This is a genomic window from Streptomyces sp. NPDC046215 (assembly GCF_040646215.1).
GTDB classification, from domain to species: domain Bacteria; phylum Actinomycetota; class Actinomycetes; order Streptomycetales; family Streptomycetaceae; genus Streptomyces; species Streptomyces stramineus.
Window position 1 is genome coordinate 1 of sequence record NZ_JBEYZW010000125.1, and the last position, 16,280, is coordinate 16,280.

The 16,280-nt window shown below is 69.6% G+C and carries 13 protein-coding genes and 3 pseudogenes; 6 read left to right on the forward strand and 10 right to left on the reverse strand.

The window, feature by feature from the left end; genetic code table 11:
* Positions 1–9: 9 nt before the first annotated feature.
* The 4 genes and pseudogenes from ABZ951_RS31675 to ABZ951_RS31690 all read right to left on the reverse strand — a co-directional run.
* The gene (locus tag ABZ951_RS31675; RefSeq protein WP_344097194.1) at positions 10–1,161 is read right to left on the reverse strand and encodes a pentapeptide repeat-containing protein; all 1,152 of its coding nucleotides are present in this window, start codon (positions 1,159–1,161) and stop codon (positions 10–12) included.
* A gap of 464 nt (positions 1,162–1,625) precedes the next feature.
* Complete coding sequence (locus ABZ951_RS31680) at positions 1,626–1,928, reverse strand: hypothetical protein (protein WP_344097196.1); 303 nt, start codon at positions 1,926–1,928, stop codon at positions 1,626–1,628.
* Positions 1,929–3,455: 1,527 nt separating this feature from the next.
* Entirely contained in the window at positions 3,456–4,055 is a 600-nt protein-coding gene (locus ABZ951_RS31685) for a hypothetical protein (RefSeq protein ID WP_344097198.1), read from the reverse strand.
* A gap of 379 nt (positions 4,056–4,434) precedes the next feature.
* Positions 4,435–4,809, reverse strand: a pseudogene (locus ABZ951_RS31690) (phosphotransferase); the annotation flags it as partial.
* Here ABZ951_RS31690 and ABZ951_RS31695 point away from each other — a divergent pair.
* Positions 4,800–4,952: pseudogene (locus ABZ951_RS31695) on the forward strand (site-specific integrase); the annotation flags it as partial. The pseudogenes ABZ951_RS31690 and ABZ951_RS31695 sit on opposite strands and share 10 nt — an antisense overlap.
* Positions 4,953–5,061: 109 nt before the next feature.
* Here the strand turns inward: ABZ951_RS31695 and ABZ951_RS31700 are convergent.
* Positions 5,062–5,721: a response regulator transcription factor gene (locus tag ABZ951_RS31700; RefSeq protein WP_344097201.1), complete on the reverse strand. Its 660-nt coding sequence runs from the start codon at positions 5,719–5,721 to the stop codon at positions 5,062–5,064.
* A complete protein-coding gene (locus tag ABZ951_RS31705; protein WP_344097203.1) occupies positions 5,718–6,971 on the reverse strand; it encodes a sensor histidine kinase in 1,254 nt (417 codons plus the stop codon). Before ABZ951_RS31705 ends, ABZ951_RS31700 begins: the two co-directional genes overlap by 4 nt.
* Positions 6,972–7,104: 133 nt before the next feature.
* Here ABZ951_RS31705 and ABZ951_RS31710 point away from each other — a divergent pair, with 133 nt between their 5' ends.
* From ABZ951_RS31710 to ABZ951_RS31730, 5 genes and pseudogenes are all read left to right on the forward strand, one after another.
* Positions 7,105–8,013, forward strand: coding sequence for an ABC transporter ATP-binding protein (locus tag ABZ951_RS31710; protein WP_344097205.1), 909 nt, complete (start codon positions 7,105–7,107; stop codon positions 8,011–8,013).
* Positions 8,010–8,855 (forward strand): ABC transporter permease subunit, encoded by an 846-nt coding sequence (locus ABZ951_RS31715; RefSeq protein WP_344097208.1) that lies wholly within the window; start codon positions 8,010–8,012, stop codon positions 8,853–8,855. Before ABZ951_RS31710 ends, ABZ951_RS31715 begins: the two co-directional genes overlap by 4 nt.
* A 30-nt stretch (positions 8,856–8,885) precedes the next feature.
* Positions 8,886–9,092 (forward strand): annotated as a pseudogene (locus ABZ951_RS31720) (IS630 family transposase); the annotation flags it as partial.
* A 241-nt stretch (positions 9,093–9,333) separates the two neighbouring features.
* Positions 9,334–10,563, forward strand: a complete 1,230-nt coding sequence (locus tag ABZ951_RS31725; RefSeq protein ID WP_344097210.1) for a GNAT family N-acetyltransferase — start codon at positions 9,334–9,336, stop codon at positions 10,561–10,563.
* 269 nt (positions 10,564–10,832) lie between these two features.
* Positions 10,833–11,351 (forward strand): HEAT repeat domain-containing protein, encoded by a 519-nt coding sequence (locus ABZ951_RS31730; protein WP_344097212.1) that lies wholly within the window; start codon positions 10,833–10,835, stop codon positions 11,349–11,351.
* Between the two features lie 326 nt (positions 11,352–11,677).
* On the opposite strand, the gene ABZ951_RS31735 is transcribed toward ABZ951_RS31730, so the two are convergent.
* From ABZ951_RS31735 to ABZ951_RS31750, 4 genes are all read right to left on the reverse strand, one after another.
* Positions 11,678–14,323 carry a serine protease gene (locus ABZ951_RS31735; RefSeq protein ID WP_344097214.1) on the reverse strand — a complete coding sequence of 882 codons (2,646 nt, stop codon included), beginning with the start codon at positions 14,321–14,323 and terminating at the stop codon, positions 11,678–11,680.
* Positions 14,324–14,336: 13 nt separating this feature from the next.
* Positions 14,337–14,666: a trypco2 family protein gene (locus tag ABZ951_RS31740; RefSeq protein ID WP_344097216.1), complete on the reverse strand. Its 330-nt coding sequence runs from the start codon at positions 14,664–14,666 to the stop codon at positions 14,337–14,339.
* 91 nt (positions 14,667–14,757) lie between these two features.
* Positions 14,758–15,834, reverse strand: a complete 1,077-nt coding sequence (locus tag ABZ951_RS31745; protein ID WP_344097218.1) for a hypothetical protein — start codon at positions 15,832–15,834, stop codon at positions 14,758–14,760.
* A 74-nt stretch (positions 15,835–15,908) separates the two neighbouring features.
* Positions 15,909–16,136: a hypothetical protein gene (locus ABZ951_RS31750; protein WP_344097221.1), complete on the reverse strand. Its 228-nt coding sequence runs from the start codon at positions 16,134–16,136 to the stop codon at positions 15,909–15,911.
* Positions 16,137–16,280: the final 144 nt, after the last annotated feature.

Genomic DNA, 16,280 nt, shown 5'->3' on the forward strand with positions numbered 1-16,280 from the left:
GGCACAAGGTCATCCGACACCCGCACAACTCTGCCGCCACCGAGCCCGCCTGCCAAGACCATCCACCGGGCGCATTCTGAAATGACCAGTAAGGAGCCCCACCGGAGCGTGACCTGTTGTTGAAGTGAAGTCCACCACGCCGCCGGAGAACGCCGCGCTGGCGAAGTACACCACGCCGCCGGAGAACCTCGCGCCGACGAAGGACACCACGCCGCCGGAGAACGCCGCGCTGGCGAAGTACACCATGCCGCCGGAGAACCTCGCGCCGCTGAAGGACACCCTGCCGTCGGAGAATGTCGCGTCGTTGAAGGACACCATGCCGCCGGAGAACCTCGCGCCGACGAAGGACACCACGCCGCCAGAGAACCTCGCACCGTTGAAGAGCACTCTGCCGCCGGAGAAGACCGCGCCGCCGAAGGACACCTTGCCGCCGGAGAAGACCGCGCCGCCGAAGTCGATGCTGCCGTCGATGGTGACGCCAGTGAGGTCAAGATCGCTGCCTTGCCAGGAGCGGTGAGTGCCTTGGGGGATGCGGTAGTGGTCGCCGATGAGACGCAGGACCGTACGCCGGACCTCGCGCAGTGCCCGGTACAAATCCGTCTTGTCCTGGTGGGCGTTGCGCCGTTCTTCGGTGGGTGAGGTCCCGTCGGGCAAGGGGTCAGGCAGGTCACCTGGGTCGGAGGGGAAGGGGAGACGGAGGTAGGCGCAGAGGACGTCTATGCAGGTCTGGCGCAGATTGTCATCGGGGGCGTCGTCGGCGAGGCCAGCCAGGGCATGAACGCCGCCGAGCCGCACTGCGGGTGAGTCGGATCCGAGTTTGTCGACGGCCTGAGAGAAACGCTCGGTGTGCAACCGGGTGGCTTCCCGATGGGCGCCGGCCTCGTCGACGCGCTGGCGGCGGTAGGCGACGACCAGAGCGACGAGCGCGCCAGCCCCGGCGACCACGCCGAAGGAGAGCTTCACCAAGTCGAAGAGTGTCTTCGCGTCGAGCTTCGTGGTGCGGTCGATCCCTCGGAAGTCTAAAAGGACCACCAAGCTGTAGAAGACGCCTCCCGCGACCAGGACGGCGGCGACGAAGGTGATGGCCAGGGCACGGCCGACCTTCCACAGGCGCAGCTCTCGATCACCCGCAGTTGATCGCGGCCGCGGGTTCAGTGTCATGTCGATGGAGACAAGGTTTCGACACCTGCGGTTGCAGAGGGTACGAGGGATCGTTTCCGCCCCCTCGGTTGAACGGATCTTTGGTCTCGGCCCCGGCATGCGGGGAGCGCGCATAGGGTTCCGAGCATGGATGTAGATGCAGGTACCAATGCCAAGGCCGGAGACATGCATGAGATTGGGCCGCTGACGTACCGACAGGGGCACGTGGTGGTGTGGGCGGAGAACTTCGAGTGCCGAGATGACGCGCTCATGCACGACCGCGTGATTGTCGGCGTGTACACCGGCACCCAGAGCACCAGGGCGAGCAGTTGTTCCGGGCGTGGGTGGACGCCGAGGAACTTCCCGCGGTCTTGAGCCACTGGGCCAACGTCCTGCGCTGAGGACCGTTTCCGCCCCCGCCCCGAAACGGATCGTGCGGGCGAGCCCCCCTTGACCACCTGCCGGTCAAGGGGTCGGTCAAGGGGTCACGGCCCTGAAATCGCAGAATCGACTGCCAACGACTCCTGATCGCAGCCACAGGTGAAGGGGCCGCACTGCTTGCTGAACCACATGCGGTCGACCAGCGGCACGGCCTGCATATGGTCGGCGAGGACCTGGCCCTCGTTGTCGACCCTCGCGAATGGGTCCCCGTACTTGGCGCCGCACCTGGTGCACCGCGCGTCGAAGTAGTACGAGATCTCGGTATGCCGGTCGGTCGGGATCACGGGGTACCGGGTGCCGCCGTCGTGGAGCTGGACAGTGAAGCTGGCGGCGCAGGTGCAGGACATGGCGGGATGGTCCCAGCGGCCCGGGGCCTCGGCCGGCCTCCCGGCGTGGCGCGTAAAGGTGATGCCGAAGGTTGACGGCGGCGAAGGTCGCCACCCGGCCTCACAGGATGCCGCCTCCGGCACGTTCTCCGCGTCCGCGTGTGAGTGGCGTCGTCGCCCGGGGAAACTCGTGCCACCGCCACCCTTACGCGCGCGTGCGCGTAGACCAGGGCAGAAAGTGACACCGCTGGTTCCTGCTGACTCAGCGAACCACCGGCCCCAGCCACGCCTCCGGATCGAGCGTCAGCACCCCTTGACCGCCTCCTGATCAAGGGCCGTGACCATGGGAAAAGGCACGGGGTCAAGCTGTTGCCCCCATTGGACCCAACAGGGCCAATGCCTCGTGACGTGCCCGTTTCCCGTCTCCTTGCTGAGTACGAGTTCTGTACCGGCTGGTGCAGCGGTTGTCAGCTGGGCTGCCAGGTGGCCAGGTGGCCAGCTGGCCGGGGCGGATCATGACGGTCAGGACGGGGGCGGTGTCCTGGGGCTGAGCGTGCCCGACGGGTACGTACCCCCATCGCTCGTAGACCGCTTGCACCTTTCCGTTGCCGGCGAGCGGGTTGACCATGAGGGTCGCCCGCCCTGTCCAGCCGGCCAGCAGGTGGTCGTGGACCTTGCGGGCGGTGCCGGTGCCGCGCCAGGGCGTGAGGACGGCGGTCTCGTCGAGCCGGAGGGTACGCGTCCCGTCCTCACGCGTGATATCCGCGGGGGGCGGCGGATGGACTCGGGGCCACCAGGTGTTGTCCTCGCCGAGCGGGCAGCCGTAGGGCGACCCGGGCAGTACTCGACCACCACGGGTGCTGAGCGGGCACGCCTTCCGCCAGCAGAGGGAGAATCCGCTGCAGCCCTGCCGGGCCACGTGGCCCGGCAGGGCTGACGGCAGCGGCCCGGGGCGCTACTGTGGGCAGTGGAGTGGTCCCCGCCCGGGACCGGCAAAATCGCGGGCGAGGACCGAACCGGTGCCTTAATGGCCGCCCTCAGTCTCTCGGAGGGCGGCCGGTCACCGGCCCCGCATCCACCTCCACAACTCCCGAACCACCGCAGCGATCCGTTCATGCAAAGGCTTCTTGCGGTGACGCGCCATCGCGCGCTCCCCTCCAACGGGTTGCGACCGTTGCCGGCGGCCGCGCCGGAGGAGGCCCGGATCGGACCCCCTGGGCGAGAAGCCCGATCGACGGCTCCTCGTGGAGGGGAGCGCACACACGGTGCGCCTGACTCAGGACCCTACCGCCCCGCCGGGCGCGTCCGCGGCGGATCAGCACCAGAACCACGCCCGGGAGTGCCCCTCCGTAAGCCACGTTCTCCATGCGCCATCTGCCGTGCGGGGTCGGCCTGTTGCTTGTTGACCGTCTTCCCCCGCGCCAGCTGGGACCGACGAGGTACAGCGCCGGCTTCGCTTCCCCCGGGTGCACGGCCGTGACCGTGCGGCGCACGTGCCCACACTCCTGGCCCGGCCGGGCCCCCGGCCGTTTGGACGGTCGGGGCGGTTCAGATCGGCAACCCGACCAGTCCCCATCCGCGACGGCGGGCTTCTTCGACGACCTCGGCCCATCCGCGAAGCAGCATGGTGAATTCCTCGAACCTGCCGACGCATTTCCCGGGTTTGGCCGCGTGGGCGTCGAAGGGTGCACGCAGCGCTTCGAGCTGAGGTCCGACGGCACTCCACGCGTGGGCCAGGGCCGGTATGTCCGAGGGCGTGCAGTAGGCCCACGTGGCGCCGTACCAGGGTTCGGCGCCGTCCTCGTCCTGCAGATCGTCGTCCGAGCCGGGCGGAACCCAGAACAGGCCGGCGAGGAAGGTGTCCAGCGCAGTGCGCAGCTCTTCCGGGGCGTGCCCGCGCACAGCCTCCCAGTGCTCGCCGGCCCAGAAGTGGGGCTTGAATGATCCGAGCGTGCCGCCGAACTCGTACCGGGCGCACCAGGATGGGAAGCAGTCGGGGGCGGGAGGCAGCCAGGCCCATCCGTCTTCTAGTGCTCCGTCGTAGTCGTCCGGATCTGCGGCTTCAATGAGCGCGCACCTGCGCTCCGGGACGGGGATGTTCTCCAGTTCGGCCCAGTCCACTATGACGGCCGTGATGTCCACTCCCATGATCAAGAGCCTACGGGCTGGCACGCAGCGGACCGCGGCGGGCAGCACTTGGGGGCGGGCGGGCGTCAGGCGGGGCGAGGAGATGCGGCCCGTTGTTGCGGACGCAGTTGACCTGTCGGCTCACCGCCCGGTTATCGAGCTGGCCCGACGCTGGTGACACGAGCAGTCCGCCCGGCGGGGGTGCGACTGGTGAGTGCTGCTTGACCCCCTGGCGGTGGTTGGGCTAATCGGCTTGGAGTCGCTCTTAACGGCGGAGTCTGGCGCCCGAAAGTGTGTGATTATCCGCCGTTACCCGCTACGGCCCGCTGTCGGCCCTGCCCGAGAGCGGCAGGCGGTGGTGTGAGAAGAGGGCCACGGTGCAGGAACGGGCGGCATGTACTCAGCGGTAGCCGGTCAGCCCGTCGGCCAGCTCCTCCCTGTCACCGTCGCGCTGCGCGTAGAGGGCCTGCTGCAGGGCGAAGGTGCCGCGGATCGTGGCAATCCGGTCGGCCACGTCACCGCCCTGTGGCCCGCCGCCGAGGGCGAGCACCCTGCCGAGCAGTTCCTCGCCGTAGCCGGCGCCGATCACGGCGAGGTCCTCGGCCTGGTCGCCGAGAGCGACCTCGTCCCAGTCGACCACTCCGCTGAGCCGCGGCAGCCCGTCGACGGTCTCCCACAGCACATTTTCCCCACCGAGATCACCGTGGACCACGGCGGAGGTGAGGTGGGGAAGGCCGCCGAGGACAGCGAGCTCCCGCCCGGCGTCTGAGCCACCTCGGCGAGCAAGGTGCGTCGCTGCTGATGCTGATGGCCAAGTCGCGGCACAAGAAGCCGGAGAACCTCCGCCGTTACTTCAAGCCCTCACCGGCGGCCATCGCCGAGCTGACCAGCCTTCTGGCCCCCGGTGACAGTCGACGGGGAGCCAGAACCTTGATCAACCTGTGCACTGACGGCAGGCGAGGTTGGATCGGACTCGCGTGGATCGCGCACCGTCCGCCGGTGCCCGCTGTGCGGGGAGCCCGCCCACTCACCGGGATGTTGCCACCAGACCCGCCTCATAGGCCAGGATCACTAGCTGCACCCGGTCGCGGGCATTGAGCTTGGCGAGTAGGCGGGTCAGGTAGGTCTTGGCGGTGGCGATGCTGATGGAGAGCTCGCCTGCGATCTCCGTATTGGACAGGCCCCTGCCGACGAGGGTCAGCACCTCGCGTTCCCGGGCGGTGATGCCGTCGAGCTCCGACCGCCGCGGCGGTGACGCTGCGGGTCGGGTGGTGAACTCTTTGATCAGCCGGCGTGTGACTGTTGGTGCGATCAGAGCGTCCCCGGCGGCAACGATCCGGATTGCGGCGAGGATGTCGTCCAGGGCCATGTCCTTGACGAGGAATCCGGACGCGCCGGCGTGCAGCGCCCCGTAGACGTAGTCGTCGTCGTCGAAGGTCGTGAGGACGACGACGCGTGTGGAGCCGGCGCCCGTCGTGATCAGCTGGGTGGCCTCGATGCCGTCCATGCCGGGCATCCGGAGGTCCATCACGACGACGTCGGGAACGAGCTCTTCCGTCAGCCGTACCGCTTCCGCGCCGTCTTCTGCCTCGCCCACCACCTCGATGTCCGCGGTGTCGGTGATGACCATCTGCAGGGCGGCCCGGACCAAGGGCTGGTCATCGGTGAGCACGACACGGATGGTCATCTGGCTCCCGCCTTCGCTTCTGCCTCGGTCCCTGCCGGTACCGGGAGTCTGGCCGCTACCAGGAAGCCGCCCCCGGGACGGGGCCCGGCCGTGAAATCGCCGTGCAGCAGGGCGGCCCGCTCGCGCATGCCGATCAGGCCGTATCCGGTTTCCGTGCTGGTGCCGCCGCCTTTGCCTCGGTCCGAGACCTCGACGGCGAGTTCGTCCGCGCGGTAGTCGAGGCGCACCTGGCAGGAATCGGCACCCGAGTGCCGTACGGCGTTGGTCACCGACTCCTGGACGATCCGGAACGCCGCGAGGTCGATGTCGGCTGGCAGCGGGCGGCGCCTGCCCTGCCACCGCACCTCCACGCGGACGCCGGCGGCCGTGGTCGTCGCGGCGAGCTGTTCCACGTGCGCCAGGCCGGCAGCCGGCCGCAGGGGTACTGGCGCGTGCGCGCGGCCTTGGCGTTCCTCATCCTGGTCGGCCTGGCGCAGCGCGCCGAGCATCCTTCGCAGCCCGGACAGCGTCTCGCGGCCGGCCATCTCCACGGTGAGTATCGCCTCGCGGGCTTTGGCCGGCTGGGTTTCGATGACCCGGGCCGCGGCGCCGGCCTGCAAGGCGATGATGCCGATGCTGTGGGCGACGGTGTCGTGCATCTCGCGGGCGATGCGCAGCCGTTCGGCGGTGACGGCCTCGGCGGCGGCCCGGGCGTGCAACTCTGCGGTGTGGGCACGGGCCTGATGCGACGAATTGCCGATGAGCCAGGCGATGACCACGGTCAGGGCCACGAGCGGCTCCTGCGCGATGCTGGAATCGTCGCCCGTGATCAACCGCAGGACGAGGTAGCCGGCGAGTGTGCCGAGCGCTGCGGCGGCCGCGGTGAGCGAGCTCCGCCGAGGCCGGTTGGCTGCGATGTAGCAGAGGGCGACATCCACGGCCAGGAACTGCGTGGGCGGAATCTCATCCTGGCGCCAGGCCACCGTCGAGATGACCGTACCGACGATCACCAGACCGTACGCCGCAAAGGTTCTGCGGCGCAGCACCGCGCTGCCGGCCAGGATCAGCACGAAGGCGACGGCGAGCAGCGCCTGGGCTCCGAGCGAGTCGAGTCCGTCCTGGGGGTAGTTGGGCGAGTACGTCGGCACTTGCGGCATCACTACGTACTCGACGATGGGTTCCACTGCTGCCGCATACCACGCCAGTGCCGTCCACAGGCCCGGCGGTATGCGTTTGAGCAGCGGCAACGGCAGCGGCGGTGAGACGGACATGCATTGATCGTAAGCACCTGCGCCTGACGGCACATCCGACCGTGGCCGTACAACCAGGGTTGACACCCGTCCTCTGCGATTGTCATCGGTGGTCCGATTACGGGCGGGGTCGCCCACCGGCACCGTTGTCCCCGTGATCGAAGTCAACGAGCTCACGAAGCGATACGGCGGCACGACGGCCGTCAAAGATCTGACCTTCACCGTGCGGCCCGGCCAGGTGACCGGGTTTCTCGGCCCGAACGGCGCCGGCAAGAGCACCACGCTGCGGATGATCCTCGGCTTGCATGAGCCCACCAGCGGCACCGTCACCGTCGACGGACGCTCCTTTCGCGACCGCCCCCGCGGCCTGCGTCATGTCGGCTCCCTTCTCGACGCGCACGATGTGCACGGCGGGCGCAGCGCGGTGGCGCAGCTGTCCGCCCTGGCCCGCAGCAACCGCATCCCGCAGCGCCGGGTGGAGGAGGTGCTGCGGGAGGTCGGCCTCGCCGAGGTCGCCCGGCGCCGCATCGGCGGATTCTCGCTCGGCATGAAGCAGCGGCTCGGCATCGCTTCCGCCCTGCTCGGCGAACCCCCGGTACTGCTCTTCGACGAGCCGCTCAACGGCCTCGACCCGGAAGGCGTGAAGTGGGTGCGTGACCTGTTCAGGCGTCTCGCTGCCGAGGGCCGAACGGTGTTTGTCTCCAGTCATCTCATGTCCGAGATGGAGCACACCGCCGACCAGCTGATCGTCATCGGCCGCGGCGAGCTGATCGCGGCGGAAAGCCTCACGGAGTTCTCCGCTCGCGGCACCCGGCAGAGCGTCACGGTGGGCACGCCCGCCGCTGCCGTCCTGAGAGATCTGCTGACGGCCGAGGGCGCGGCCGTGGACACGGCGGGCGACCTGCTTGCTGTGACCGGTGTGACCGCGGTCCGGATCGGTGAGATCGCCAGGGAGCACCGCATTTTGCTGCATCACCTCAGCACCCGGTCCGCCTCATTGGAAGAGGCGTTCATGGAGCTCACCGCCGACAGCGTGCAATACCTCGCAGGAGACCCGCAGTGACTACGACGTACGCTCCCGTTGGCGGACTTGGCGCCGACGAACCCCGCGCCCGCTTTTACGACCTGGTGGCCGCCGAGTGGATCAAGCTTCGGTCGCTGCGCTCGACCTGGATCGCGTACGGGGCCACCGCCCTGGCCGTCATCGCGTTCAACGCGGGAACCGCCTACGACACCTACAACTACTGGCCACAGCGGAGCGCGGCGGACCGGGCCGACTACGTCCGGGCCGGAATTGCGCTGCAGGAGGCGTTCACGGCGAACGCCGCCATGGTCATGATGCTCGCCCTCGGTGCCCTCGGCGCACTCGCGATCATCGGCGAGTACAGCACGGGCACCATTCGTACAACGTTCGCGGCCGTTCCGGCCCGCCGTTCGGTGATGGCCGCCAAAACGGTGGTCGTCACCGCGGTCACCACCGTCTTCGGCGCGATCGTCGCGGTGTCCTCGTTCAGCCTGACGCAGGCGATCCTCGACGGCCGGGACGCCGGCATATCGATCAGCTACCCGGGCGCCCTGCGTGTCGTAGTGGCGTCCGCCCTCCTCGCGCCCGTGTGCGCGGTCGTCGGCATGGCCATCGGCTCCCTCATCAGGCACACCTCGGCCACCATGATCGCCACGGTGGCGGTCATCCTCGTGCTGCCCATCGTCTTCACCGACGGCCGCCACTGGTCGGCGGTCGCCGGGCACGCCACGCTCTATCAGGCGTGGTTGCGGCACGTGGAGGTCGGCTCCCGCCAGACCGACTTCCCGTGGACGACCGGCGGAGCTTGGACCGTCTACGCGGTGTGGGCGCTCACCGCATCCGTGCTCGCCGTCACCAGCGCACAACGGCGCGACCAGTGAGACGGCCGGTCGGCCAGCTGCCCGGGTACGGGTTGCTACTCGGTCGGCGACGACCGGCTCTGGGGCGTCAACCGCCGGCGCAAAGGCATCGACCACACCTGGGCGGCTCTGCGGTCCATCCGGGCCGCACGCCCGGACGGTGCCCCCGTCTATGTGTCCCTCGACAGTCTCTCCGCCCCTGCGAATTGGCGGATCCGGCGCTGGGCGGCCCGCAACAAGGTCGAGCTGTGCTTCACCTGGGGCGGCAGACCACTGCCGGTCACAGCCTGACGCCTTCGCTCACGCGCGGGGAGCACCGCCGCCGACCCCGTCCACCGCGACTCATGCGGCGTCGCGCCGGGGCCGGGCGGGGACCGGGCGGTGCTCTGTCCGGCTGAGAGCCCGGCCGTAATTCGTTTGACCTGAGCACGGGCCGACGCTGCACTGTGGCGGGACACCATGATCATGGTGCCGGTATTTCGAGGAGGCTGTGGCAACAATGGAGATCCGGCCTACGACCGACAAGGATCTCGACGTCTTCGTCGACACACTCCATGCCGCGTTCGGGCTCTTCCCGCAAACCCCGGCCGAGGGCGGCGGCGGACTCTGGTGGTCGGCGCTCGAAATGGACCGCAGCCTGCTCGCCATGACGGCGGGCGGGCGGGCCGTCGGCACTGCTGGTGCGTACTCCTTCGAGCTGACCCTGCCCGGTGACATCCTTGCCCCGGTCTCCGGGGTGAGCTTCGTCGGTGTCCTGCCGTCGCACCGGCGCCAGGGCGTGCTCCGCGCGATGATGCGGCATCAGCTCGCCGAGCTGCGGGGCCGAGGGGAATTCCTCTCCGTACTGCTGGCTTCCGAGTTCCCGATCTACGGAAGGTTCGGCTACGGACCGGCGACCTACGCGCAGCGGCTGACGGTGCCGCGCGACCAGGCCGCGTTCACTTTGCCCCGGGCGCGTGGAACGGCCGGCGCCCCAGCGGCCGGATCGGACGCGGGCTCGGTCGAGCTGCTGCGGCGTGCCGAGTGCGGCGAGATCCTGGAAGGGGTCTACGACCGGTACCGCCGCGCGCAGCCCGGCGCGTTGTCACGGCCGCACCGCTGGTGGGCCTTGGGTGCAGGGCGGCCCCCGGTCTCTTCGGCGCCGCGTTACGTCGCCGTCCACCGGGACGCTGACGGCGTCCCGGACGGGTACGCCAGCTACTCCGTCGAGTCCGGCACCCTGACGGTCGATGAGACCATCGCCACCGACGATGCCGTCTTCACGGCCCTGGCCCGGTTCGTGCTCGGACATGATCTGGTCACTCAGGTCGTGTTCAAGAACCTCCCGCTCGAACACCCGCTGCGCTGGCAGCTTGCGGACTTCCGTGCCGGCCAGGTGAGCGACGACGACTGGCTCTGGGTGCGGCTGCTGGACGTCCCGCGTGCGCTGACCGCGCGCGGATGGTTCACCGACGGCGAGCTCGTCCTCGACGTCGACGACCCGTTCCTCGGCGAGCACGGCCGCTACCTGCTGACCGTCCGGGACGGCAAAGCCGACTGCGTCCCGACGGACCGGGAGCCCGACCTGTCCCTGGACATCAGCGACCTGGGCTCGGTCTACCTCGGCGGCACCGCCCCCAGCACGCTCGTGCGTGCCGGGCACATTCGGGCCCACCGCCCAGGCGCGGCCACCCTCGCTGACGCCCTCTTCCGCGCCGAGCGCCCGCCGCACTGCCTGCACTGGTTCTGACCCCGCGCTCGCCGACCCTGCACAAGTTTCGTCAGGCCCCTGCCCCGCCACCGCTGGCTCGTCCACGGGCGGGCAGTCCGGGAATGGTTCACCGACATGGCCATGCTGCCACGCCATGCCGGTGAACCTATGCAGTCACAGCACTAGATCAGCGATCTCCTCTGCCCGAGCCAGGGACCACTTCATCTGCGGGGTGAACATCGGCCCACTGGCCGTGACGCGCTCAAGCTCTTCAACGAGAACATGACGGCATGGGAGGTGGTCAGGCGATGACGCCTGACGAGCAGGATCTGGTCATGGGCCTGGCGTTCGTACCAGGTGTGGGTCGGACGCGCACGCTCGACGAGGTGCTCGCCCACTTCGGCGAGTCCGACGGTGGGGCCCTGGCGCTCCGGCTGCTCCGGGACGCCATGGAGCGCCGGGACGCCGACGACGTCGAGATGGCGTTGATCGTCAAGGCCGCCGCCGGCGCCCCGGCCGAGGAGTTCCTGGAGCCGTTGACTGAGCTGTTCCCTGCCGAATGGCACAGGGAGCACGAGGACATCGTGTCCACGCTGGGCAAGCTCCGCTCGCCCAAGACTGTGCCGACGCTGGTCTTGGCGACTCACTGGGTTCCCGAGCACCTGGACTGGGATGAGAACCGGGCGCTCGCGGTGAAGGCGATCTGGGCACTCGGCGGCATTCCCGGCCCGGAGGCCTGGGAGGCCCTCGAGGGCTTGCGCGACGCCGAGAACGAGATCATCCGTGAGAACGCGGTGAAGCAGCTCGCACGCCGCGGCGAGCTCTGACCGCGGAGTCGTAGCCGTCCCTCCGGAACGCCCGGGATCAACCTCACCAGGATTGCCTGCACCTCAGCTACTCCCGCCCGTCAACCCCTCCACCGAGCCGCGAGTGACTCCCAAACTCATCGACGTTGATCAAGGGACCGGCCCAGGGTGACTCCCGAAGCCGTCGACAAACGACTCCCGTTCTCGTGTACAAAGCCAAGCTGGACCACCCCGACCCGTTCGGCGTCACCGTCGTGCTGATGGAAGCGGACGGCTACCGCATCAGCCTGACCGAAGCATTCGCCCGCGGATCGGCCGTGGCGGTGCTGCGCTGGATGAGAAGGCCCTCACCCCGGCAGATCCTCGGAGACGGTCGGCCGTCGGGTGTCTGGGAGCTGGCCGAACTCGAAGCGCCAGGCGAAGGTCAGGGCTGTGAGGCCGAAGGCGAAGAGGGTCGGCCACAGGAGCCATTGCGGGGGCCAGCCCGCAGGCCAGGGCCGATCGACCATGAAGGCGGACGAGGTCGTCAGCCCGATCGTGAGGAGCGGCACGATCCAGGCGAACAGAACGGTTCCCAGTTGGCGGCCCCCGAAGACGCTCGCGACGGTCAGGTGCATGAATACGTTCAGGGGGACGAGGAACCACAGGACCCATCCGTCGTCCCCGATGCTGGTGCTGAGAGCGGCAGCGGCGGGGACGGCTGCGACCAGCGTCAGGTGGCCAAGGCCAAGGACGCCGACGACGTACCGGATGAGCCAGCCCACCTGTGGTTTGACCCGGGCGGGGTGGGCGTCGGGAGCAGGCGCGGTTGAGCCTGGCTCGGGGGCCGGCGGTTCTGGGGGATCGGGCTCCTGGGCGAGGGGTGCGCCGATCAGCTCCTCCAGGTCGTCTCTGTCGGCGGCTGTCCGCTCCTGGACTTCGCTGATGAGGCTGGTGGCCCACTGGTAGGTGTCGGGGTCGGCGTACGGGTCCGCAGCGCGGTCGGCGACGGCGTGTTCGAGGCCGGCGAGCCACTGGCGGGCATGGTCGGTGCCGAGTTCAGCGGTGACGGTCTGGGCCGCGAGCAGCAGCAGGCATTCGGGGTCGGCGGCAACGGCCCGATGGGCACCGGCGGCGAGGCCGGGCTGGTCGTGTGCGGTGCGGGCGACGGTGCTGAGGGTCTGGTGGCGCTGCTCGGTGGCGAGGGAGTCGTGCTGCAGGAAGGCTTCGATGAACTCCTCGCCGCTGTCGGTCTCGACTTCGGCAAGCCAGGCGGCGGCCAGCGGTTCGCCGACGGCGCCCCAGTGGGCTCCGTCGGTGGCCGGGTAGGCGGCGGTCAGGACGTCGTCGAGCGCGGCCAGCTGGCGCGCGTCGGGAGGGGCGGTGATCCCGTAGCCGCGGTGATGGACGTCGAAGCCCGCGCGGACGGCGGCCCGGCCGTCCCGCGCGGTGCGCGCTCCGGCGAGGAACTGGGCGGTGACCAGGGTGCGGAGCAGCTGGTCGTCGACGGTTCCCGGCAGGCGGGCTTCGGCGACGCGCCGTACGTATTCAACTTCGTTCGCGAGCAGAACCTCCATGGGGTGGTCCTTCAGGGCGAACTCGGGGTTGGCGTGGGCCAGCACATCGGCGAGCGCGGCGATGTGGTGGTAGATCACCGGCTGCCGGGCGGCGTGCTCGATGCCGGCGCCGTAGAGGCGCGGTGCGTCGGCGACGACACGGTCCGGCCAGGTGTCGTCGCCGTGTCCGGCCTGCTGGAGCAGCCGGATGCGGCGGGCGAAGGCCGCCTTCGCCTCTACGTAGATGTCCTCCGGGCTCTGGCTGTCCAGCGCGTCGTCGGGTGTAAGGGTGAAGGCTTGCCCCGCCGGGCTGACGTTCCGGGTGCGCAGGTGGCGGCGTAGCGCCGGCCACCAGGTGTCGTGTCCGCGGGCCAGGAGCAGGACACGGACTGCGGCACCGTCGTGGGAGGCGGCCAGGGCTGCCATGAGGTCGCGGATTTGCGAGAGGCGGGTCTCTGCGAGGTCGACGGCCAGGAACAGCGGGTAGCTGGCGGCGGCAAGGACCTGGTAGTCGGTGTGGCTGGGGTGGTCGGCGAGGAAGCCCCCGCTCCACGGCCGCTGGTTGCCGGGCGCCGTAGTGAGGCGCTGCAGGACCTCGGTGACGAGGCGGGACTTGCCCGTGCCGCCCAGGCCGGTCACGGTGGCGACGGCGATACGGTCCGTGCCTTTGCACCACTGCTCGATCCGCTGGAGGAGTTCGCGCACGCCGGTGAGGTCGGTGACCTGGGAGCGCGGATCGAGCAGGTAGGTAGAGGACAGCGTCGGGTCGGGTGCGTTGTCCATCAGCGGGCGTAGGTCGGCGGGCTGGAGGCGCGGGGGCATGCCGGTGTGGGCGGTGACCGCGCTGGTGAAGCCGTCGGCGGCCAGCAGGTGCGAGAGCGGCAGCACCATGAGGATCCGGTCCCACTGGCGGTCGACCAGGCGGGTGAGCCCGATCAGTACGCCGTTGCAGAAGACCCCGGCCCCGGACAGCCCTTGCCAGTTCTTCACCTCCGTCGGCACGGCGCCGTCGACCTCGAGCCCGTACAGCTGTGAGCGGGATCCGGTGTGCGGGGCGATGGTGCCCTCCACCGTCTTCAGGTCGTCGACGTACTGCTCGGAACGGGATGAGGCCCGGCGGCGCATCGCCTTGGGGAAGCCCGTCATCGAGCACACGGGGCGGTAGCCCGGGTAGTCACAGACCAGTTCGCCCCAGCGCACGACGCCCATACCGGCGCCGACCAGAGCGCGGTCGGCCTTGAGTAGCACCGCGTCCAGCTCGGGGCTCTGCCACACCACCGCTGCCTCGGTGAAGTCGGCGCTCGCCGTGTCCCGGACCGTGACGACACTGCCGTCTCCGGGCAGGGCCACGTGGTGGGCTGTGAGCACCAGGCCGGGCGCAATCAGGCAGCCGGTCCCGTACGACTGCTTGTGCTGGTTGCTGACTTCGACGGTCCGCAGGACCGCTCCCCCCGCCATCGCCCGGCCCCCTCTACCGCAAGCCGTCCACCGGGCCGCCGCGGCCTCCACCGAAGTCACCGATCAGCAGGTCACTGCCCTCGCAGTCCGGAGCCACCGCCAGGGTGACCGTCATACGGTGCGTGGCCGTCTTCGCCCGCTCGCCCTTCGCGTCCGCGGAGACCACGAATGCCTTGACCCCGCCGCCGGCCGACGCGGTGTGCCGCAGCTCGATTCCCAGGTCCAGCACGATCTCCTTGACCGTGAACCGGACCGGTGACCCGTCCCCGTCCTGCTGCGCGGCCGCCAGTCCCCCTCGCACCGCCTTGATCGCCTCGGACAGTTCGGTGGGCTCTAACTCCATGGTTTCCCCCTTGATCGCTTCTGTGCGGAGAGCCAGTCTGCCGGGCGGTGCCCAGCGGCGAAAGGACACGGTCGGCCCGCCCGGCGCGGGCCTACGAGGCGGTCGGCGCGGTGCGCTGGAACGGCGCGAGCGGCGGTAGCGGAAGACGGAGCCCCGACTCGCCACGGAGGCTCAGTTCACCGTTGTCCGCCCTGCGCAGCAGCTCGCCCGCGTTCTTCAGCGCCATGACGACCCGGGTGCGCAGGCGCGGATGGAACGGCATGGCAAGCGGGACGAGGGCGGCGATGGCGGCCGGGTTGGGAATCGAGCTGTTGCGCAGCTCCCCGACGACCTGGTTGAAGACGTAGCCGAGCTTGCGCGGCAGCTGGGTGTGCGATCGCTGCAGAGAGTTCAGCAGCAGGGCCAGCATGTCCTCGTACGCGGTGCGCAGGGCGTTGGTGCTGTCGTACGACACGATGTCGGCGGCGAACAGCCCCCGGCCGCGCTCGAGGCGTTCGAGTACGGTCTTGAGCATCTTCATGTCGATGTCGCCGGCGTACCGCAGGGGTTGGTCCATCCGGGCCAGCAGCTTGCCGCCTTCCACGCCTTCCCTCCAGGAGAAGCTGCTCAGGAGGTGGAACCACGCCTCCTGGCTGCGGATCGAGTGGACGCCGCAGCCGATGAGGATCTGGTAGAGGATCTTCGCCTTCAGCGGGCGTGCGCCGCGCAGGACGGCCCCGTACGTGACGTGAGAGTAGCCGGGCGCCTGCTGGGCAAGGGTGCGGTGGCTGAGTCCGTTGAAGTCCAGCAGCGTCTTCAGGAGCTCACGCAGCTCGCCCTCGTCGGCGGCGTGCGGTGGGGTGAAGGTGCCGGTACGCTCCCAGCGGCGCAGCGCCTCGCGGCACAGATCGCCGGGGAGTCCGGCGGCGGCCAGGCGCAGGCTCTCCCAGCGCGCGCTCCAGCTCTCGGGATCGCCGCCGCAGGCCAGGACGTAGCCGTTGACGGTCGCCCAGGTGGGCAGCTTCTTGCCCGCGTGGGCGTTCGACAGCGTCGCGGTGGACATGCCGCTGTGTTCGGCCATCATCGCCAGCGGTGGGTTGCCGGCCTGCTTGCGCAGCGCCTGGAGGTCGCGGGCGAAGGCCACCAGCGGGTTGTTGCTCTGGGGCAGTTGCTTCATGGGACGGGCCACGGCGTCCATCTCCTTCCCGAGCCCGGAACGGGGCCGGGGCCCGTCGGTGGGACGGGCCCCGGCAGGGGATCGGGTCAGAGCAGACGCTGACGCAGTTCGGCGGCCAGCAGGCCGCCGGCCCCCAGGATGGCGAGGGCCTCCTCAAGCTTCATCCCGCGGGCGAGCAGGACGACCAGCGCGGCCAAGAGTATGACCAGCAGGAGTAAGGAGGCCAGCGGCGAGGACTGCGCGGCGCTCGCCGGGGTGTGCGCGCACGGCCCGTTCTGCTCAGCAGGAACGGGCTCAGGAAGCAGGAAAGACAAGGAAGTTGACTCCCAACAGGAGGCGGATGGTCGACTGGCGGTCCGGAACTAGTGTCCTGAGTCGGAGATTCGTCTGCAGTAGGTGGCGACTTTGTCGAGGATCTCGTCGGCGGTCTTCGTCCAGACGAACGGCCTGGGATGCTC

Bases quoted from the DNA above. Each gene is read 5' to 3' on its own strand.
- ABZ951_RS31675 (WP_344097194.1), bottom strand. From the start codon at position 1,161: ATGACACTGAACCCGCGGCCGCGATCAACTGCGGGTGATCGAGAGCTG.
- ABZ951_RS31680 (WP_344097196.1), bottom strand. From the start codon at position 1,928: ATGTCCTGCACCTGCGCCGCCAGCTTCACTGTCCAGCTCCACGACGGC.
- ABZ951_RS31685 (WP_344097198.1), bottom strand. From the start codon at position 4,055: ATGGGAGTGGACATCACGGCCGTCATAGTGGACTGGGCCGAACTGGAG.
- ABZ951_RS31700 (WP_344097201.1), bottom strand. From the start codon at position 5,721: ATGACCATCCGTGTCGTGCTCACCGATGACCAGCCCTTGGTCCGGGCC.
- ABZ951_RS31705 (WP_344097203.1), bottom strand. From the start codon at position 6,971: ATGTCCGTCTCACCGCCGCTGCCGTTGCCGCTGCTCAAACGCATACCG.
- ABZ951_RS31725 (WP_344097210.1), top strand. From the start codon at position 9,334: ATGGAGATCCGGCCTACGACCGACAAGGATCTCGACGTCTTCGTCGAC.
- ABZ951_RS31730 (WP_344097212.1), top strand. From the start codon at position 10,833: ATGACGCCTGACGAGCAGGATCTGGTCATGGGCCTGGCGTTCGTACCA.
- ABZ951_RS31735 (WP_344097214.1), bottom strand. From the start codon at position 14,323: ATGGCGGGGGGAGCGGTCCTGCGGACCGTCGAAGTCAGCAACCAGCAC.
- ABZ951_RS31740 (WP_344097216.1), bottom strand. From the start codon at position 14,666: ATGGAGTTAGAGCCCACCGAACTGTCCGAGGCGATCAAGGCGGTGCGA.